This window comes from Elusimicrobiota bacterium, assembly GCA_026388155.1.
Taxonomy (GTDB): domain Bacteria; phylum Elusimicrobiota; class Elusimicrobia; order Elusimicrobiales; family UBA9959; genus UBA9634.
The window spans coordinates 21,363-36,613 of the sequence record JAPLKI010000020.1; the positions used below are offsets into that span (position 1 = coordinate 21,363).

Annotated in this window: 16 protein-coding genes; 6 read left to right on the forward strand and 10 right to left on the reverse strand. The window is 54.0% G+C overall.

All coding sequences use genetic code 11. From position 1 onward, the window contains the following. Window positions 1–72 precede the first annotated feature (72 nt). From NTX59_09230 to NTX59_09240, 3 genes are read right to left on the reverse strand one after another with little or no spacing between them, the layout of a single operon-like run. The gene (locus NTX59_09230) at window positions 73–738 is read right to left on the reverse strand and encodes a ferric reductase-like transmembrane domain-containing protein (protein MCX5785859.1); all 666 of its coding nucleotides are present in this window, start codon (window positions 736–738) and stop codon (window positions 73–75) included. Between the two features lie 54 nt (window positions 739–792). Next, a complete protein-coding gene (locus NTX59_09235; protein ID MCX5785860.1) occupies window positions 793–1,428 on the reverse strand; it encodes a rubrerythrin in 636 nt (211 codons plus the stop codon). Between the two features lie 55 nt (window positions 1,429–1,483). Further along, window positions 1,484–1,885, reverse strand: coding sequence for an OsmC family protein (locus NTX59_09240; GenBank protein MCX5785861.1), 402 nt, complete (start codon window positions 1,883–1,885; stop codon window positions 1,484–1,486). A 58-nt stretch (window positions 1,886–1,943) separates the two neighbouring features. Between NTX59_09240 and NTX59_09245 the strand changes: the two genes are divergently transcribed. Continuing rightward, window positions 1,944–2,645, forward strand: coding sequence for a peptidylprolyl isomerase (locus tag NTX59_09245; protein MCX5785862.1), 702 nt, complete (start codon window positions 1,944–1,946; stop codon window positions 2,643–2,645). Window positions 2,646–2,710: 65 nt separating this feature from the next. Here the strand turns inward: NTX59_09245 and NTX59_09250 are convergent, their stop codons facing one another. The 4 genes from NTX59_09250 to htpX are packed head-to-tail and all read right to left on the reverse strand — an operon-like array spanning window position 2,711 to window position 6,766. After that, window positions 2,711–4,660 carry a sulfatase-like hydrolase/transferase gene (locus NTX59_09250; GenBank protein ID MCX5785863.1) on the reverse strand — a complete coding sequence of 650 codons (1,950 nt, stop codon included), beginning with the start codon at window positions 4,658–4,660 and terminating at the stop codon, window positions 2,711–2,713. Between the two features lie 52 nt (window positions 4,661–4,712). After that, window positions 4,713–5,465, reverse strand: coding sequence for an SOS response-associated peptidase (locus NTX59_09255; GenBank protein MCX5785864.1), 753 nt, complete (start codon window positions 5,463–5,465; stop codon window positions 4,713–4,715). After that, window positions 5,437–5,838 carry a response regulator gene (locus NTX59_09260; protein MCX5785865.1) on the reverse strand — a complete coding sequence of 134 codons (402 nt, stop codon included), beginning with the start codon at window positions 5,836–5,838 and terminating at the stop codon, window positions 5,437–5,439. Before NTX59_09260 ends, NTX59_09255 begins: the two co-directional genes overlap by 29 nt. Before the next feature lie 40 nt (window positions 5,839–5,878). Continuing rightward, entirely contained in the window at window positions 5,879–6,766 is an 888-nt protein-coding gene (htpX, locus tag NTX59_09265; protein MCX5785866.1) for a protease HtpX, read from the reverse strand. Window positions 6,767–6,883: 117 nt separating this feature from the next. Here htpX and NTX59_09270 point away from each other — a divergent pair, with 117 nt between their 5' ends. The 3 genes from NTX59_09270 (at window position 6,884) to NTX59_09280 (ending at window position 9,534) form a co-directional block, all read left to right on the forward strand. Beyond that, window positions 6,884–7,810, forward strand: coding sequence for a hypothetical protein (locus NTX59_09270; GenBank protein MCX5785867.1), 927 nt, complete (start codon window positions 6,884–6,886; stop codon window positions 7,808–7,810). Between the two features lie 162 nt (window positions 7,811–7,972). Next, window positions 7,973–8,707 carry a lytic transglycosylase domain-containing protein gene (locus tag NTX59_09275; GenBank protein MCX5785868.1) on the forward strand — a complete coding sequence of 245 codons (735 nt, stop codon included), beginning with the start codon at window positions 7,973–7,975 and terminating at the stop codon, window positions 8,705–8,707. Between the two features lie 191 nt (window positions 8,708–8,898). Then, complete coding sequence (locus NTX59_09280) at window positions 8,899–9,534, forward strand: hypothetical protein (GenBank protein ID MCX5785869.1); 636 nt, start codon at window positions 8,899–8,901, stop codon at window positions 9,532–9,534. Window positions 9,535–9,629: 95 nt separating this feature from the next. Here NTX59_09280 and NTX59_09285 read toward each other — a convergent pair whose 3' ends face one another. Continuing rightward, on the reverse strand, window positions 9,630–10,073 hold the full coding sequence (locus tag NTX59_09285) for a thioesterase family protein (protein ID MCX5785870.1): 444 nt from the start codon (window positions 10,071–10,073) through the stop codon (window positions 9,630–9,632). A gap of 149 nt (window positions 10,074–10,222) precedes the next feature. Here NTX59_09285 and NTX59_09290 point away from each other — a divergent pair, with 149 nt between their 5' ends. Continuing rightward, window positions 10,223–10,672 carry a response regulator gene (locus NTX59_09290; protein ID MCX5785871.1) on the forward strand — a complete coding sequence of 150 codons (450 nt, stop codon included), beginning with the start codon at window positions 10,223–10,225 and terminating at the stop codon, window positions 10,670–10,672. A 96-nt stretch (window positions 10,673–10,768) separates the two neighbouring features. Here the strand turns inward: NTX59_09290 and dinB are convergent, their stop codons facing one another. Continuing rightward, window positions 10,769–11,977, reverse strand: a complete 1,209-nt coding sequence (gene dinB / locus NTX59_09295) for a DNA polymerase IV (GenBank protein MCX5785872.1) — start codon at window positions 11,975–11,977, stop codon at window positions 10,769–10,771. Between the two features lie 266 nt (window positions 11,978–12,243). On the opposite strand from dinB, the gene NTX59_09300 reads away from it, so the two are divergent. Then, a complete protein-coding gene (locus NTX59_09300; GenBank protein MCX5785873.1) occupies window positions 12,244–14,097 on the forward strand; it encodes a TonB-dependent receptor in 1,854 nt (617 codons plus the stop codon). A gap of 117 nt (window positions 14,098–14,214) precedes the next feature. Here the strand turns inward: NTX59_09300 and NTX59_09305 are convergent, their stop codons facing one another. Beyond that, window positions 14,215–15,246, reverse strand: coding sequence for a hypothetical protein (locus NTX59_09305; GenBank protein MCX5785874.1), 1,032 nt, complete (start codon window positions 15,244–15,246; stop codon window positions 14,215–14,217). Window positions 15,247–15,251: the final 5 nt, after the last annotated feature.

Sequence of the window (15,251 nt, forward strand, 5' to 3'; positions counted from 1 at the left end):
ATACTGAAATCAAAACCGCCGCCACGCCAACAAGAACCGCAGTAATAGTAACCGTCTTTAAAGTGACAAACCTCATAACGCGCCCGGCTGGCCGCGTTTTCGGGCAAGCCAGAACGGCTTGATAAAACGGCACCAGGCAAGTGTCGCCAGGACGAAACCGTATAAGGAGTACCAGACCATGGCAAAATAAAAATTGCCGTTGACATCCCCTCCCAGTTCCAGCTGATGGCCGACAAAAAGGCCGAGCGCCGCATAAAGCAGCAGATGGGAGCCGCGCCAGACCTTGTAATTAAGCCGTTTTTTTACCGCCGGCAGAGACAGGAAAACGGCAGTGAAAACAATCAGCATCCCGGCCGCCGCGGCCAAAATTCCTTCCCAGCCGAGCATATTCCGGCACTGGGCAAAAAAAGACAGGTCGTTTTGAACGGCAGAAGACATGATCACAAGGATGGGATGCAGAACAAGAACAAGGGGGATCAGCAGGCCCTCCAAATGATGCGCGTTTATGCGCCGTCCGGGGCGGAAAAGCGGCTCAACCCATTTCACGCGCGAAATAAGCAGCAGCTGGGCCAGTATGCCCAGAGCGGCCAATATCCCTGCCAGACGCCCGAAAGCCAGCAGGCGGCCGGCGGAATCCTCGAACAGGCTGCCTACGGGGGAATTAAGAGAATTAAAAAGCCAAAGACCTATGGCCGCGATTACGCCGGCCGGGAAAATAAATAGGGGAATTTTTTTCATGGGAAGAAAAACCGGCGCCGCCCGCGATGAACGGCGCCGGCTATCAAAACACTTTTACTCCACTTCCGTAAACTGCTCGCGCGGCTGGGCGCAGACGGGACAAAGCTTAATGTTGAGGTCGCCTGTGGTGTAACCGCAGGTCCGGCAGACAATAAATTTCCTTTTAGCCTTCCAGTTACCAATTTTAGCCAAAGCCTGCGAGACAAGTTTGGCGTGGCTGGCCTCTGTGGCCATCGCGCCTTTAAAGCTCATGGCGGCTTTATCGTTCTTATCGGCCATGGCCCGCTTCGCGAAAGCCGGGTACATTTTCTTGCCTTCGTTGTTCTCGCTCTTAAGCGCCTCTTTCAGATTCATTATCGTGGACTTTACCGCGGGCGGCTTTATCTCCGCCGTGGCTGTCACCCCAAGCGCTTCCAGGGCTTTGGCGTGCTTAACGGCGTGTATGCCTTCGGACAGCGCCTCGGCGCGGAAGAGGCTTGCCACCCCGGCGTAGCCTTCCGCGTCCGCCTTAACGGCAAAGGCCTCGTAGCGGGCTTTGGCGTTGGACTCGGCTTTAAAAGCCGTTTGCAGGTTCTCAAGCGTAGTGGCCTCCGGCTTTTTGGGAGCTTCTTTCTTCTCCGCGGCCCAAACGGACCCGGCAAGCATTGCCAGCGCCGCCGCGGCGAACAGCGGTTTCTTTATATCGATCATTTTATCCTCCGATATTTTAAGTTTCCTGACATCGTAATTATACAAGTATTGAACCTCAGCGGAACTCCAGCTCGATTTTTATATCCGGGTGCAGGCTGCGGCTTACGGGACACGCCTTCACGCAGGCCAGCAGTTTTTCCCTTTGCGCGGGCTTAAGCCCGGCCGGCAGGGTTATGGCGCCGGTAAGCTTTGCTATGCGGCGCGGGTTCTCCTGCATGTGCTTTTCTATTTCAAAGGACGCGCCTTCAAATTTTATTCCCTCCCGCGCGGCCACCCTGCTCATTATGGTAAGCACGCAGGAAGCCATGGACGCCGCCGCCAGGTCCGTGGGAGAAAAAGTCCGCCCGCGTCCGCCGTTATCAACCGGCAAATCGGTAATCAGGTTAGTGCCGCTCGGGCCGTGGGTGAGTTCGACTTTGTCGTCGCCAATGTAAGAAGCCGTAATTTTTACCGCCATAATTCCTCCCTAACCGTATTTATTTATTATAATATTTATGCACGACAGGAGGTAAGATATGAGAACCGCACACTTGACGCTTGTTTTCGCGGCAGTTTTCGCCGCGTCATGCGCGCCCAAAGCGCAGGAAACCGCGCAGTCCCGGGAAACAGCCCCGGAAACAAAAACACAGGAGACAAAACCCGACATGGCAAACCTTAAAAACCCGGCGCTCGCTAACGCCAAAGCACCCGAAACCTTTAAAGTAAAGTTCACCACCACCAAGGGAGATTTCACGCTGGAAGTAACCCGTTCCTGGTCGCCGCTGGGCGCGGACAGGTTCTACAACCTGGTAAAGATCGGCTATTTCACCGATATCGCCTTTTTCCGTGTTATTGAAGGCTTCATGGTGCAATTCGGCATACACGGCGACCCGGCCCTTAACACGGTGTGGCATGCCGCGAATATTCCGGATGACCCGGTGGTGGAATCCAACAGGAAGGGCTATATCTCTTACGCAATGGCCGGACCGAACACCCGCACCACCCAGTTCTTCATAAACTACGGCAATAACGCAAATCTGGACCGGTCGGGTTTCTCGCCGTTCGGCAAGGTTACGGACGGCATGAATGTGGTTGAAAGCATTTACTCCGGCTACGGCGAGGGCGCCCCGTCCGGCATGGGCCCCTACCAGGGCCGCGTGCAGACGGAAGGCAACGTCTACCTGAAAAAGGATTTCCCGAAACTGGACTATATCCTGAGCGCGCAGCTGCTGAACTGAAACTTCCGCGCATTTAACCCCGCACTTTTCCCCCAAGAGGGCCGAAGTGCGGGGTTTTATTTTGGTCAGGGCAGGCGGTTAAGGCGGTTTTTGTAAATGTAATTGGCGGCCTGGTAGAAAGCGACGGCTTCGTTTTCAAGTTCCGCGTCGCTTTTTACGGTTAAAGCCTGGGCGGGCTCGTCCCAGGAGTAAGATTTAAGATATTTTTTAGGTCCCAGCACGGCCAGCCTGCCGTCCTTAAGGTAACCCAATTTTTGGTAAGTGGACAGAAAAGCCCTGCCCTCCGGCCCGTCCAGCTCTTTTGGATTTACATTGGAACCAAAATGGCGGGGCCTGCCGCGCATAATATCCCTACCGAAAAAAACGCTTTCATAACTGAAACCCAGCAGCCCGAGCACCGTGGGGGCTATGTCTATCTGGCTTGCCAGAGTATTTATCCGGGCGGGTTTTATATTGGCCGGCGAATAAATCAAAAGCGGTATGTGGTAATTTCCCACCGGGATTTCGGCCCTGCCGGCGGAATTGGCGCAGTGGTCGCCGGTAATAACAAAAACCGTATCCTTAAACCAGGGCTTTTTAACGGCTTCACTTAAAAACCCGCCTATCGCGTAATCGGAATATTTAAGCGCCCCGCGTCTGCTGTGCGCGGATGGCGGTATGTCTATTTTCCCTTCCGGATAGGTGAAGGGCCGGTGGTTCGAAGTGGTCATCACCATATAATAGAACGGCTTGCGCGCGCTATAGCTTTTATCGGCTTCCTTCAGCGTTTTGGCCAGCAGGTCGCCGTCGCAGACGCCCCAGATATTGGCAAAGGTTATTTCATCTTTGGAGAAATCCACGCGGTCAACTATGCCAAAACCATTTTTTGAGAAGAACGCGTTCATGTTGTCAAAATAGCCGTGGCCGCCGTAAATAAATTTATTCTCGTAGCCCCGGGCCGACATCACCGAACCCCATGAAAAAAAACCCCCGTTGTCAGGCCGCTTTATTATGGAAGTGCCGGGCAGCGGCGGAATGGAAAGCGTGATGGCCTCCAGCCCCCGCACCGTGCGCGTACCGGCGGCGTAGAACCTGTTAAAAAACAGCGACCTGCCGGCCAGCGCGTCCAGATTGGCCAGGGTATCCTCCCCTTTGGCCGCGCCGAAAGCCCTGAAATATTCCGCGCTCAGACTCTCCTCAATAAGCACTATCACATTCAGTTTTTTAAAGGGCCGCGCGGCTTGCACCGGCCTTTTTATGTCTCTCGGCCCGGCCGTAAAAACATCTCCGGGAACGCTTATCGCGCGGCGCACTTTCACAAATGCCCCGTCGACATCGGCAGTCGCGTAAAACTTGTCATATGACAGTTCGTTATTGATAAAAGCCGAGCCGAAAGCGTAAAGGCCGTTTAAAGCCAGCTCATTCGCGTATTCGTTGGCGGATATTCGGGAAAACCGCGCGTCCACGGCAAAAAAAACAAGCGCGGGCGCGGCAAGCAGCATAAGGACCGGGGCCAGCCGCTTTTTAAAGGGCGTTACCGCCTGAAGAGAACGCTCAAGCGCGCCGCGCCATAAAAACAAGGCTCCGGCTGAAACGGCCGCCAGCGACGGCAGTATAAGCGCGAGATCATACGACTCCCTGATATTACCCGACACCTCATGGGTGTAAACCAGGTAATCCACGGCTATAAAATTGTAACGAACTCCGAATTCGTAAAAAAATAGATACTCGGCCGCGCCGTTGAAGGCGAGCAGCCAGGCGGCGGCAAAAAACAGGGAGTAAATGAAATACTTGTGATATTTGTGCGCGTAAATATTCTGCGGCACGAAAAGCAGGTAAAGAGCAAGCGGAACGCCGGCGTAAGAGGCGGCGGCCAGGTCATAGAAAAAACCGGCGGCGAATATTTTAAAAAGCCCGAAAAGGCCCCCGTTCAATTCACCCCGGACCAGGACGGTAAGCGCGACGCGAGTGAGAAATGAAAAAAGCAGGAAAATTTCCAAGAAAACCAAAAGCAGGCGGCACCGGTTTTTTGCCATAAGAGAGAAGCATATTCTACAAAATCAGGCCGGGCGGGATTTTAGCGTCCATTTAAAAAGGCTTCAGGCAGTCCGGCGAATCGTTCTTCGGATCGTTTATCAGGTCGGACACGCGATAGCCGTGCATAAGGGAGGAGTCGTAACCGCGCAGGAGGGGCAGCAGGGTTTCAGTGTCTTTCATCTTCGGGTCAAGCCAGAGCGCCTCGTGCCTTTTTTCAATAATCACCGGCATACGGTGATGAATGGCGCGCACCAGAGCGTTGGCCGCGGCCGTTATCACCGCGTAAGTGCCGGTGGCTTCTTCATAAACTCCGGCCATGGCGAACAGGCCCTTATCGCGCATTTCAAAACGATAGGGTATTTTGGCGCCGGCGGAGCTGTGCCACTCGTAGAAGCCGTCGCACGGCACAAGGCAGCGGCTTTTATAAAACGCATTTCTGAAAACGGGCCGCGAGGCTATGCCCTCCGCGCGCGCGTTTATAAAACCTTCCCTGTCAGGCCCGTTTTCAGGAGGCCCGGCGGTTTCGGAGGCGGCAAATTTACTTTCAAGCGGATTACCGGCGGAAAAAAGCGGCAGGCGGGCGGGGTTGTTTGGCGCGCTGACGGAACCGGAAGAGTTTTTTGGAGCCGCCCAGGAGGGGACAAAGCCCCATTTAAGCAGTTTCATCCCGCCAACGCAGACAACAGGGGACATCGCGCCGGGAGCAATGTTATAGCTGGGCTTGCAGTTGAATGGCGGAGGTTTCAGGGAAAAGCGCTTTATAGCTTCGGCAAGCTCAAAAGTTTGGGAATATCTTCCGCACATACTGATTTCCGCCTAGCTTTTGAACCACTTTGTTTATTTCGGCCGCCAGTTGGTCGAAATCCACCGGCTTTGCGATGATCGGGATCCCTTTGGATATGCCGGAGTCAGCCAATTCGCTCTTTGTGGCGCCGGTCACTATTATGATCGGTATGCCGGAAAGGGGAGAGTACATTTCTATCATGGATATCATGGAATCGCAGGTCATCCCCGGCATGTGCATGTCGGTGACTATCAGGTCCGGCCGTTCGGCCATGGCCAGTTTAACCAGTTCCTGGCCGTTTTCGGTCGGGGTAACCTCGTGGCCCAGCTCGGAAATAAAAGCGCAAAGCATTTCGCGAACCGGTGCGTCGTCTTCGGCAATAAGTATTTTCATGCGTCCACGCCCCCTGCCCTGTTTTTAAGATTATATCATTTCAGAACCCGGCTTTCAGGCGTTCAATGCGCGCCTCAAGCGGCGGATGCGTGGCAAATAGCCCGAAAAACCGTTTCGGCTTGCCGGCGATTTTCATTGAGGCCACGGAGGCGTTGCCGGTAAGGTCCGCGTACTGGGTGGTTCTGCGAAGGGCTTCAAGAGCGTTGATCATTTTCTCCCTGCCCGCCAGGCGCGCGCTGCCCGCGTCGGCGCGGAATTCCCTCCACCTTGAGAACGCGGCCACGGCTATCATGCCGAAAGCGCTTAACACTATTTCAAGGACCATGACTATAAGGAAATTCATCCAGGGGCTTGACCGCTCTCCGTCCTTTGAGCGGGTGATAAAAAAGGCTATAACACGCGCGAGGAACATTACAAAAGCGTTTATCACGCCCTGAAGGAGCGTCATGGTTACCATGTCGCCGTTAGAGACATGGGAAATTTCATGGCCCAGCACCCCTTCCAGCTGCTCGCGGTCCATACTTTGAAGAAGTCCCGCGGAAACGGCGACCAGCGCGCGGCTTTTGGTCGGCCCGGTGGCGAAGGCGTTTATTTCGGGGCTGTTGTAATACCCCACTTCCGGCATTTTCGGCAGGCCCGCCGCCTTTGCCAGGTTATGCACCGTCTGCACCAGCGAGGAGAGAACGGGGTCGGAGGTATTCGGGTCAATAACCTTAACGCCCATCATCCACTTGGCCATGATCCTTGAGAGGCCGAGCGAAATGAAAGCTCCGCCCATGCCCCACACAAGACAGAAGATCATGAGCGAACCGTAGTCTATGCCCTGTGCGCTGAGGTAGGGCCGCACGCCCAGAATATTCAGCGTGAAAGACAGCGTCACAAGGATAAGGACATTGACCGCCATGAACAGAAAAATTCTTTTCGCCATTTTCATATTTCCACGCTCCTTTTTACTGTGTCTATATTTTACCAAAACGCAGCGCCCGCCGATTTAAAAAAGCGCGGCTATTTGCTAATATAGAAACACCGTTTAACTGGAGGTTTTATGAACAAATCATGCCTGAAGGCGTTCGCTGCCGCGCTGCTGCTGGCGGGGCTTGCTTCCGCCGGCTTCTGCGGCGGGAAAAAGATAATCTGCGTTATGGACCTTACGGATAAATCCAACAATCACTATAACTGGCGCAATATAGGCACGGGGCTCTCCGACATGCTGGTTACGGCGCTGGCGGAAACGAAGAAATACACTTTAATAGAACGCGAGAAGCTTGAAATGGTAATGGAAGAGCAGAAACTGGGAGCTTCCGGAGCCGTTACCGCCCAGACTGCCGCGAAAATAGGCCGGCTGCTGGGGGCAAGTTACATCGTGACGGGCAGCGTTACGGAGTTCGGCATAAAAGACTCGAAGATAGGCGTGGGCGGGCTTGAAAAAGTGCTGCCCTTCGGCGGCGGGGCGAAAATTTCAAAGAGCAAGGCCCGCGTGGTCATAGACGCGCGCGCCATAGACACCACCTCCGGCCAGATAGCCGCGTCGGCCTCGGGCGAAGGTGAAAAATCAAGCTCTGAGATTTCCGGGAATGTAAGCATCGCTCCCAGTTTTGATTTCGGTAAAGAAGGCTTCGACGAAACCATACTCGGCAAGGCCGCCCGCAAGGCCGTAGACACCGTGGCAGGTGAGCTCGGCAAAAAATTCGACGAGGCCGGCGGCGGGGCGGTTAAAATAATAAAAATAACCGGCAACCGGCTGTATATAAACTCAGGCGCGGCCGACGGCGAGGAGGTCGGCGCCGTTTATTCCATTTACCGCCCGAGCGAGGAAATGACCGACCCAGACACAGGCGAATCGCTGGGCTCGGAACAGGAAAAGGTGGGCACGGCCACTGTGATAAAAGTTAACCCCAAATTCTCCATAGCCGCGACCAAAGCGAAAGGCATAACTAAAACCGACATACTTAAAGCGGAAAAAGAGGAATAACCGGCACCGTTTTAACCCGAATCCTGCAATTGGAGTCGTCCGCCCAGGGCGGACAACTGAAGAATTCGGATTAAAAGTCCCTTATTTATCCTTCCGCCGGCCTGCGGCCCATAGACCCTTGACAAGTCAAGCCCTTCTCCATATACTATGCAGAGGGGGATTATGCCCGCGACATTAAAGTTATTATTATTGGCCGTTATAGCCGTTCCGGTTCCGGCGCAAGCCCAGGCTATTGACGAATTATTTGGATCGGCCCCCGAAACGCGCATACAGGCGCCAGCCCCCGTGCCGCGCTCTGTTGAGCAGTCTGATGTTAATGACGCGGGATTGCCCGCCGAAGACGCTTTTCTGGTAAAGCCGGACGCGGAACATGACGCCGGCGCCGAACTTTTCAATCCGTTTAATGAGCGCCTCTCAAAAAGCGCGCAGCCGGCTCAATCACAAAAGATACCCTACTTTGAAATGGCAAAAAAAGAGGCGGCAGCCCAAGACGTGGACATCAACCTGATACTCGCCGTCATCCAGAAAGAATCCTCATTTGACCCCAAAGCGTACAATCCTTCGGGAGCCGTGGGCCTGATGCAGGTGCTGCCGAGCACAGCCAGATGCCTGGGCCTGAAAAACGCCAAAACGCTATGGGAACCCGAAGTGAACATAAAATACGGGGTAAAATATCTTAAAACTCTTTGGAGTGAATTCGGCGCGGATGATACTTTAAGTCTTGCCCAGTGCCATCCGGGCGGCGCCGGCTTCGCAAATACTCTGGCCGCCTACAACGCAGGCCCCGGCAATGTGAGAAAATACCATGGCGTCCCCCCTTTCAAAGAAACAAAGAGATATGTCGCGCTGGTAACGGAATATTTCAACAAATTCAAACAACTTCTTGCCGGTTTCTAAATCCCCTGCCGCAAAACCTTCGTTTAAGCCCCCGATAATCCTGGTTTTCCACGGAATAATATAACGGGAAATATCTCCCATTCCTCGACATTCCGCCATTTAAAAATTGGGCCGAAAGGCCTACCGCCGGATGGGTATTTTATCGCTTGTTGTCACAAAGGGTATGCATTAGACTATGTTCAGAGGTTAATATGAAAAAACCAATTCTGGCGGCGGGCTGCGCGGTGCTGCTGTTTCAAGTCTGCGGGCTGAGGGCTGAGGATTTTGATTTCAGCCAGGAGAACTGGATAGGGTCTTTTCAGGCGGCCGAAGCGGCGCAGGCCGATATGAAATTTGAGCCTCCCACGCCTTCCAAAATCGATGAGATTTCCGCGCCTGAAGATTATGACGCTGAAATGGCCAATAAGCTCGCCAAAGCCGCCGCAAAGGGCAACCTTGGATATTTCAGCCACCGCTGTTATGAATATGTGACCTACCACATGCAGAACGCCGGCGTAATAAAGCCCGCACAATGGGGCCAGTTGGGAATAGGTTCAGCGCGCGCGGTAAATTTCGCCCAGTGGGCGGTTAAAAATCCCCAGACGATGCGTAAAGAGCTTAAACTGGCCAGAATACCCACGCCTTCGGACACGGCAGAAATTCCTCTCGGCAGCATAATCGTTTATGGAAGAGGGATATGCGGATTCAGCCCGACCAGCGGCCATATAGAAGTCCTTGTAAGGCCGAACCGGGCCTGCAGCGACGGCTGTGAAACCCTGACCCAAAGCTGCTTCAAGAATGCCGCCCAACGCGAATATATCTACGTCATAGTGCCGGTTAAAAGCTGAAAATCCCGCTTGATATAAGAGCAGCGGTTTAGTCGTCTTACACCCTTCAGCCTTCAGCCTTCAGCCTTCAGCCTTCAGCCTTCAGCCTTCAGCCTTCAGCCTTCAGCCTTCAGCCTTTCCCCCGGTTCCCAGGCGCTGAAAGCCTGTACAACTTCCTGCGGTATGCGGCTTGGCCGGCCCGTACTATAATTTATCCACACCCATACTGTGCGCCCGCAGCAGACCATTTTGCCGTCGGAACGCCTGTAAATTTCATAACGACGCTCGGATGAGGCGCGTTCAGCCGTTTCCACCCAGGTGCGCATGATCACCGTTTCCTCCGGTTTTACCGGCAGCAGGTAGTCTATTTCGTGGCGGCGTATCACCCAGCCCGAACCCATGGCGAGCATGCGCTCCACACCCCAGCCCGCGGCTTTGGAATGCGCGGTCGCCGCGTCCAGGCACCAGAGCAGATAGACCATATTGTTCACATGCCCCAGCCCGTCTATCTCATCGGGCGTTACTTTACGCTCAAATTCCAGCACTTTTGAAATAGCCATATTCAGGTATCCTATGAAAACAACAAACTTTATTAGAAATGTACTCCGGGCCCTATTTATAGGGGGCGCTGAAAAAACGAACTTATGCCCTTTAGGCTTTTCAGTTCCCGCTATTTTATAGACTGGTAAGATATTATATAATTACCGTTATGCCTATGCCCAAATCGGTGTTGATAATCGATGACAACGAGGACATATCCACTCTCTTAAAAGACCATCTTATACACCAGGGTTTCGTAGTCACCACCGCCTTAGAGGGAAAATCCGGCGTGGAAAAAGCCCGCAAATTGCATATTGACGTGATAACGATAGACTTCAACATGCCGGGCGCCAACGGAGTGGAGGTTTATGAGGAACTGCGCAAGCACCCGGAAACAGCCACTATCCCCGTTATCTTCTTTTCTTCCATAGTGACCGGCCTGATACGCAGGATGGTGCCGGCAAGCCCGCGGGTGCGTTTCATCAGGAAGCCCTGCACCATTGCCGAGATAGAACAGTCTATCACCGAAATGGCGGCCCTCCCGAAGCTGGCGCCGCCGCCTCTTCCGCCAGACACCCCGGGGCGCTCCCCCGACGATAGCACAACCAATCGGCGGTGACGCGCCCGCATTTCCCCGTATCGCGGGATTTCTCTTCTTCGCTCCCGGTAACTATCCCCTGTTCCCTATTCGCCATTCGCTATTGGATATTCGCTCTCATATCTCCTTCTTGCCTCCGGCGCGGTAAATGGCTCCGCGGCCGAATTTTTTCCTTATCGCTTCAATTGCTTTATGTGTATTTTCCCGGCGCGTGTCATATTTATCCTCAAAAAGGGATTCCTTTAAATCCGCCGGCATAAGAGCCGAAACTTTAACGCCCAATAGTCTTATTTTTTTATTGCCCTTTTTCCTGCCAAACAGTCCGGCGGGTCCGCCTTCGGCGGAAAAAGCCCGGAAAAGTTTCAGCGCGTGTTCGTTTATTACATCCGTGAAATTGGTGGCGAAGGCAAGCGTTACGGCCCTGGTATAGGTTAAAAAGCCCTCCAGCCTTATTTTCAGGGTTATGGTCCGGCCCTTCAGGCCCTGAGCGCGCAGGCGGGAAGAGACTTTATCGCAAAGGGCAAGCAGGGACTCTTTAACCACTCTCTCGTCCGAGGTGTCGGTTTCAAAAGTTATTTCATTGCCGACCGATTTTACCCCGCCTTCCTCTTTTACCTCGCGCGAATCGCTCCCCCGGGCCAGAGCCTGCAATTCGGGTCCGGCTTTGCCAAGGAAGGAGAGTTCCTGTGCCTGACAGAGCGCCAGCTCGCCTATGGTATTTATGCCGCGCTCGCGCAGAGCCTGCGCGGTTTTAGGACCAAGGCCCCATATCTTTAAAATATCCAGCGGACCCAGGAAAGCGTTCAGTTCCCCGGCTTTAACGACCACCAGGCCGTCCGGCTTCTTCAGATCCGAGGCTATTTTGGCGGCCAGCTTCGTGGGCGCCATGCCGAGAGAACAGGTAAGGCCGGTAACAGCCTTTACCCTGGCTTTTATTTTGTTGCAGGTTTCAAGCGGCCCGCCGAACAGATGGGAGCTGTGAGTAATGTCCAGAAAAGCCTCGTCTATGCTTACCTGCTCGATGTCCGGGGTGAACTCGTAGAAAACGGACCTTATAGCTTCGGAAGCGGCCTCGTATTTCTTAAAATCAGGGTGCAGGAAAACGCCGGTCGGGCAGTGCCGCCAGGCCTCGGAGATGGGCATGGCCGATTTAACGCCGAATTTTCTGGCCTCGTAAGAGCAGGTGGAAACCACCCCGCGCCCCCGGCCGTCTTTGGGGTCGGCGCCCACAATAACGGGCTTGCCTTTAAGCGCCGGATTATCTCGCTGCTCAATAGCCGCGAAAAACGCGTCCATATCAACGTGCACGATGCTTTTTTCCGGCATGTTGTTATCCTATTAAACAAACGCGACCGTGAGCAATATTTGCAATGCTGTTTAGTAAGCGTTATACTAGTAACGATCTGGCGGAGGAATTCCGGTAATTAGCGATATATCCCGGAGCTGCCCCGCAACGGTGAAGCCCCGCGCCCAGCGCGCAGGGGATAAGCCCGGTCTACCGCCGGATTGCCGCAGCTTTCGCGGGAAGGCGTCTTTCCTAAAGAGGAATGTCGTTCTCCGCCATAGCGCGGCGATACCTCGACGGAGGAAAGATGAAAAAGCGCCTGCCGCATTGCCTTGCCCTGCTGTTACTGTTACCCCTAAATGCCGTATCCGAAGAAAACCGCGGAGTTTTCTTCTCTCTCACACGATATATTCTGAAAGACTTTATCCGGCCCCAGGACTTTACCGTCCTGGACAAAAACGAAGTGGCGGAACAGAGACCCGCCACCGCCGCGGACCTGCTGAACTATATCCCGTCGGTGCTGCTCAGATCCGCCGGTAAAAATTCCGTCGGCACGGTTTCAATGCGCGGGTTTTCTTCGCGGCGCGTGGCGATAGTGCTGGACGACGTTAAGATACCTGCCGATATCACCGGCACGGTGGACGTGACGAACCTGCCTTCCGAGAATATACAGAAAGTGGAAGTGATGCCGGGCGCGTGGTCCTCGGTGTACGGGGCCAATGCGGAGGGCGGGGTGATACACCTGCTCAGCGGCAGGCTGAACCCCGGCACAAAAACGGCCGAGGCGGGCGACGAATGGGAAAGCTACGGAGGCAGGGCATCCTTCGTTAAGACCGGCGCGGCCTCGGGTCCCGCGGAGGTCTTTTTTACCGGGCGCAGCGCCTATTCTTCCGGCTTCCAGCAGAACTCGGCTTCCAACAAAAACTCCTTTACCGGCCGCGCTTCTTACGATTTTGGCGGCGCCGGAAAGATCTCCTTAAAAGGCTTTGATACCGTTTCCTATAACGGCCTGCCGACCGGCACACCCGTGCCGATATCCGGCTGGGACGGCAAAAAAGAACGGGAGGCGAATTCCCTGACCGATTTTCAGACCGGCGAGGTCAACCTGCTTAGCGCAGGCTACGATGTGTCGCTGGGCGGCGGCGTAAGATTGTCAGTGAACTCCTCGCTCGGGAACAACATCCTGGACGCCAGGCAGTGGTATTACGGCTTTCTGTCGCGCACGCTCATAAAGACGCGCAATCGCGCGGCCTCGGCCAAACTGTCGCTGCCGTGGGACTCCGTTCTGGGCGCGGAATACGGACGCGACATGCTTACCTCACCCACCTACGGCGGCCACAGCATGAAAACCTGGGGCTTTTACGCGCAGAACATAATACGCCCGGCGCCGGGGCTGGAAATAATGCCCGGGCTGCGCTATGATGCTAACGAGCATTACTCGAACCAGCTCAGCCCCAAGCTGGCGCTGGTATATTCACCGTCGTTCAACTGGAAATTTTCCGCCCAGTCCGGAAAGGCCTGGCAGGCGCCCACGTTCGCCGACCTGTACGACCCGTACGTGCCGGCCTCCGACAGGTCCCCCGGCCTGAAGCCGGAGAGCTCCATACATTCGCAGGCCGGAGCGCAGTGGAATTCGGACTGCGGGTTTTACATCTCAGCCACAGAGTTCTATTCCGACGTAAAGAACCGTATAGCGCTGAACCCGGTCAAAAACTGGGCTGCCTATAACCTGGATTCGGCGTTTAACCTCGGCTCAGAGAGCGAGGCCGGCTATAAAAGCGGAGCCTTCAGGGCAACGCTTGCCTATTCATGGCTGCTGAGCAAAGGCAGGGAATCCTCCGGCGCGTACAAGCTGCTGCAGTTCAGCCCGAAACGCCGGTTCACCGCGCTGGCCGGCTTTAAGACCGGCCCGGCGGATATTTTTGCGCGGGCTAAATATGTGAGCAGGCAGTACACCGGACTGGACGGGACGGGCATAAAACTGCCCCCTTACTTCACCGCGGATATCTATGTCACGCGCAGTTTCGGCGCGGTGGAACTGGGCGCAGGCGCCGACAACATCTTAGACAGGCATTACGCCGAGACAGCGGATAGTTACAACGGCTATTTCCCCCAGCCCGGCCGCACCCTGAAGGCTTCCCTGAAGATAAGCTTTATTTAAAATCACAACGGAGAAAAATTCCAGAAAGACAGCGAAAAACAAAACCCTCTCCTTTTATCCATAAAAAGGAGAGGGTTTCTAATCTTTAAGTCTTTAAGCAACGTCCCCTATTACCGCCTATTTTGCTACCGGAGCCGGCCTCTGCTGGTCAAGCTTTATTTTAAGCGAGATCAGGTCGGCGATGTCGTGATAAACAAGGACGAGGTCGGGAGCGACCAGGCCCAGGTCATAATCCTGGGGCTTAAAGATTCCGCCCTTCGGCGATTTTACTTTAGTGGGCACCTCTATTTTTTTTACTATTTCAGCACTCCAGATAGGCTTTATTTCGTCGGCGAACAGCATGTCCACCGCCACTCCCGAGCCGCCGTCCCGGAACCCGTAGTGAAGTTTGTATGTTTTAGACACGCCGAAATTCATGCCGATATTATTCTTCACCAAAATTACCGCGTCCACGCCTAATGCTCTGGCGGCGTTTTGCAGATGTTTGCCCCTTTCAACCTGTTTGTCCGCGCCGCTTATAGACCGCATCGCCCCTTTGAGGCCGCCCGATGCTTTTGCCTTATCGACTCTTGCGTCGCCGTATATTTTTCTTTCCTCCCGTTCCCAGTACAATCCCGTCATTTTAGCCGCATCGATTTGCTTTAAGCCGTAGGCTTCAGTTGTACCGTTCCACCAGTCCGCCGCTCCCTGTTTGAGTTCCACCTCTTCCACTTCTTTATAATCCAGCGCCTGATAATCGGTATTATTCTTAACCAGTTCGTCGGAAATTACCGCTATCCCCTGCCGTTCCAGACCCGCTTTCATTTCATCATACATCGTGTTAGCAAACGGTTGCAACGCCGACATATCAATAGCGCCATAGTGGGTTGTCTCCACAGTAACATAACCTGCGTCGCTCGTGCTTGTTCTTTTCTGCTGCTTAGCGTCCACACGCACGTCAAAACTGAGAATTGCCACTTTTTTCACCTTTTTCAACGGTTCCACGCTGATTTCCGGTTTCACGAACATGTAGGTGAATATTTTCCAGTATTTTTTATCAGCCCATCCCTTCATTGTTTCCATACTCTGCGCCCAACTTCTGTGCGCGCCGCTAAATTTTAGGTTCTTCTGCACGAAATCGCTCTTTTCCTGTTCCGCGGCTTTAGCCATATCCG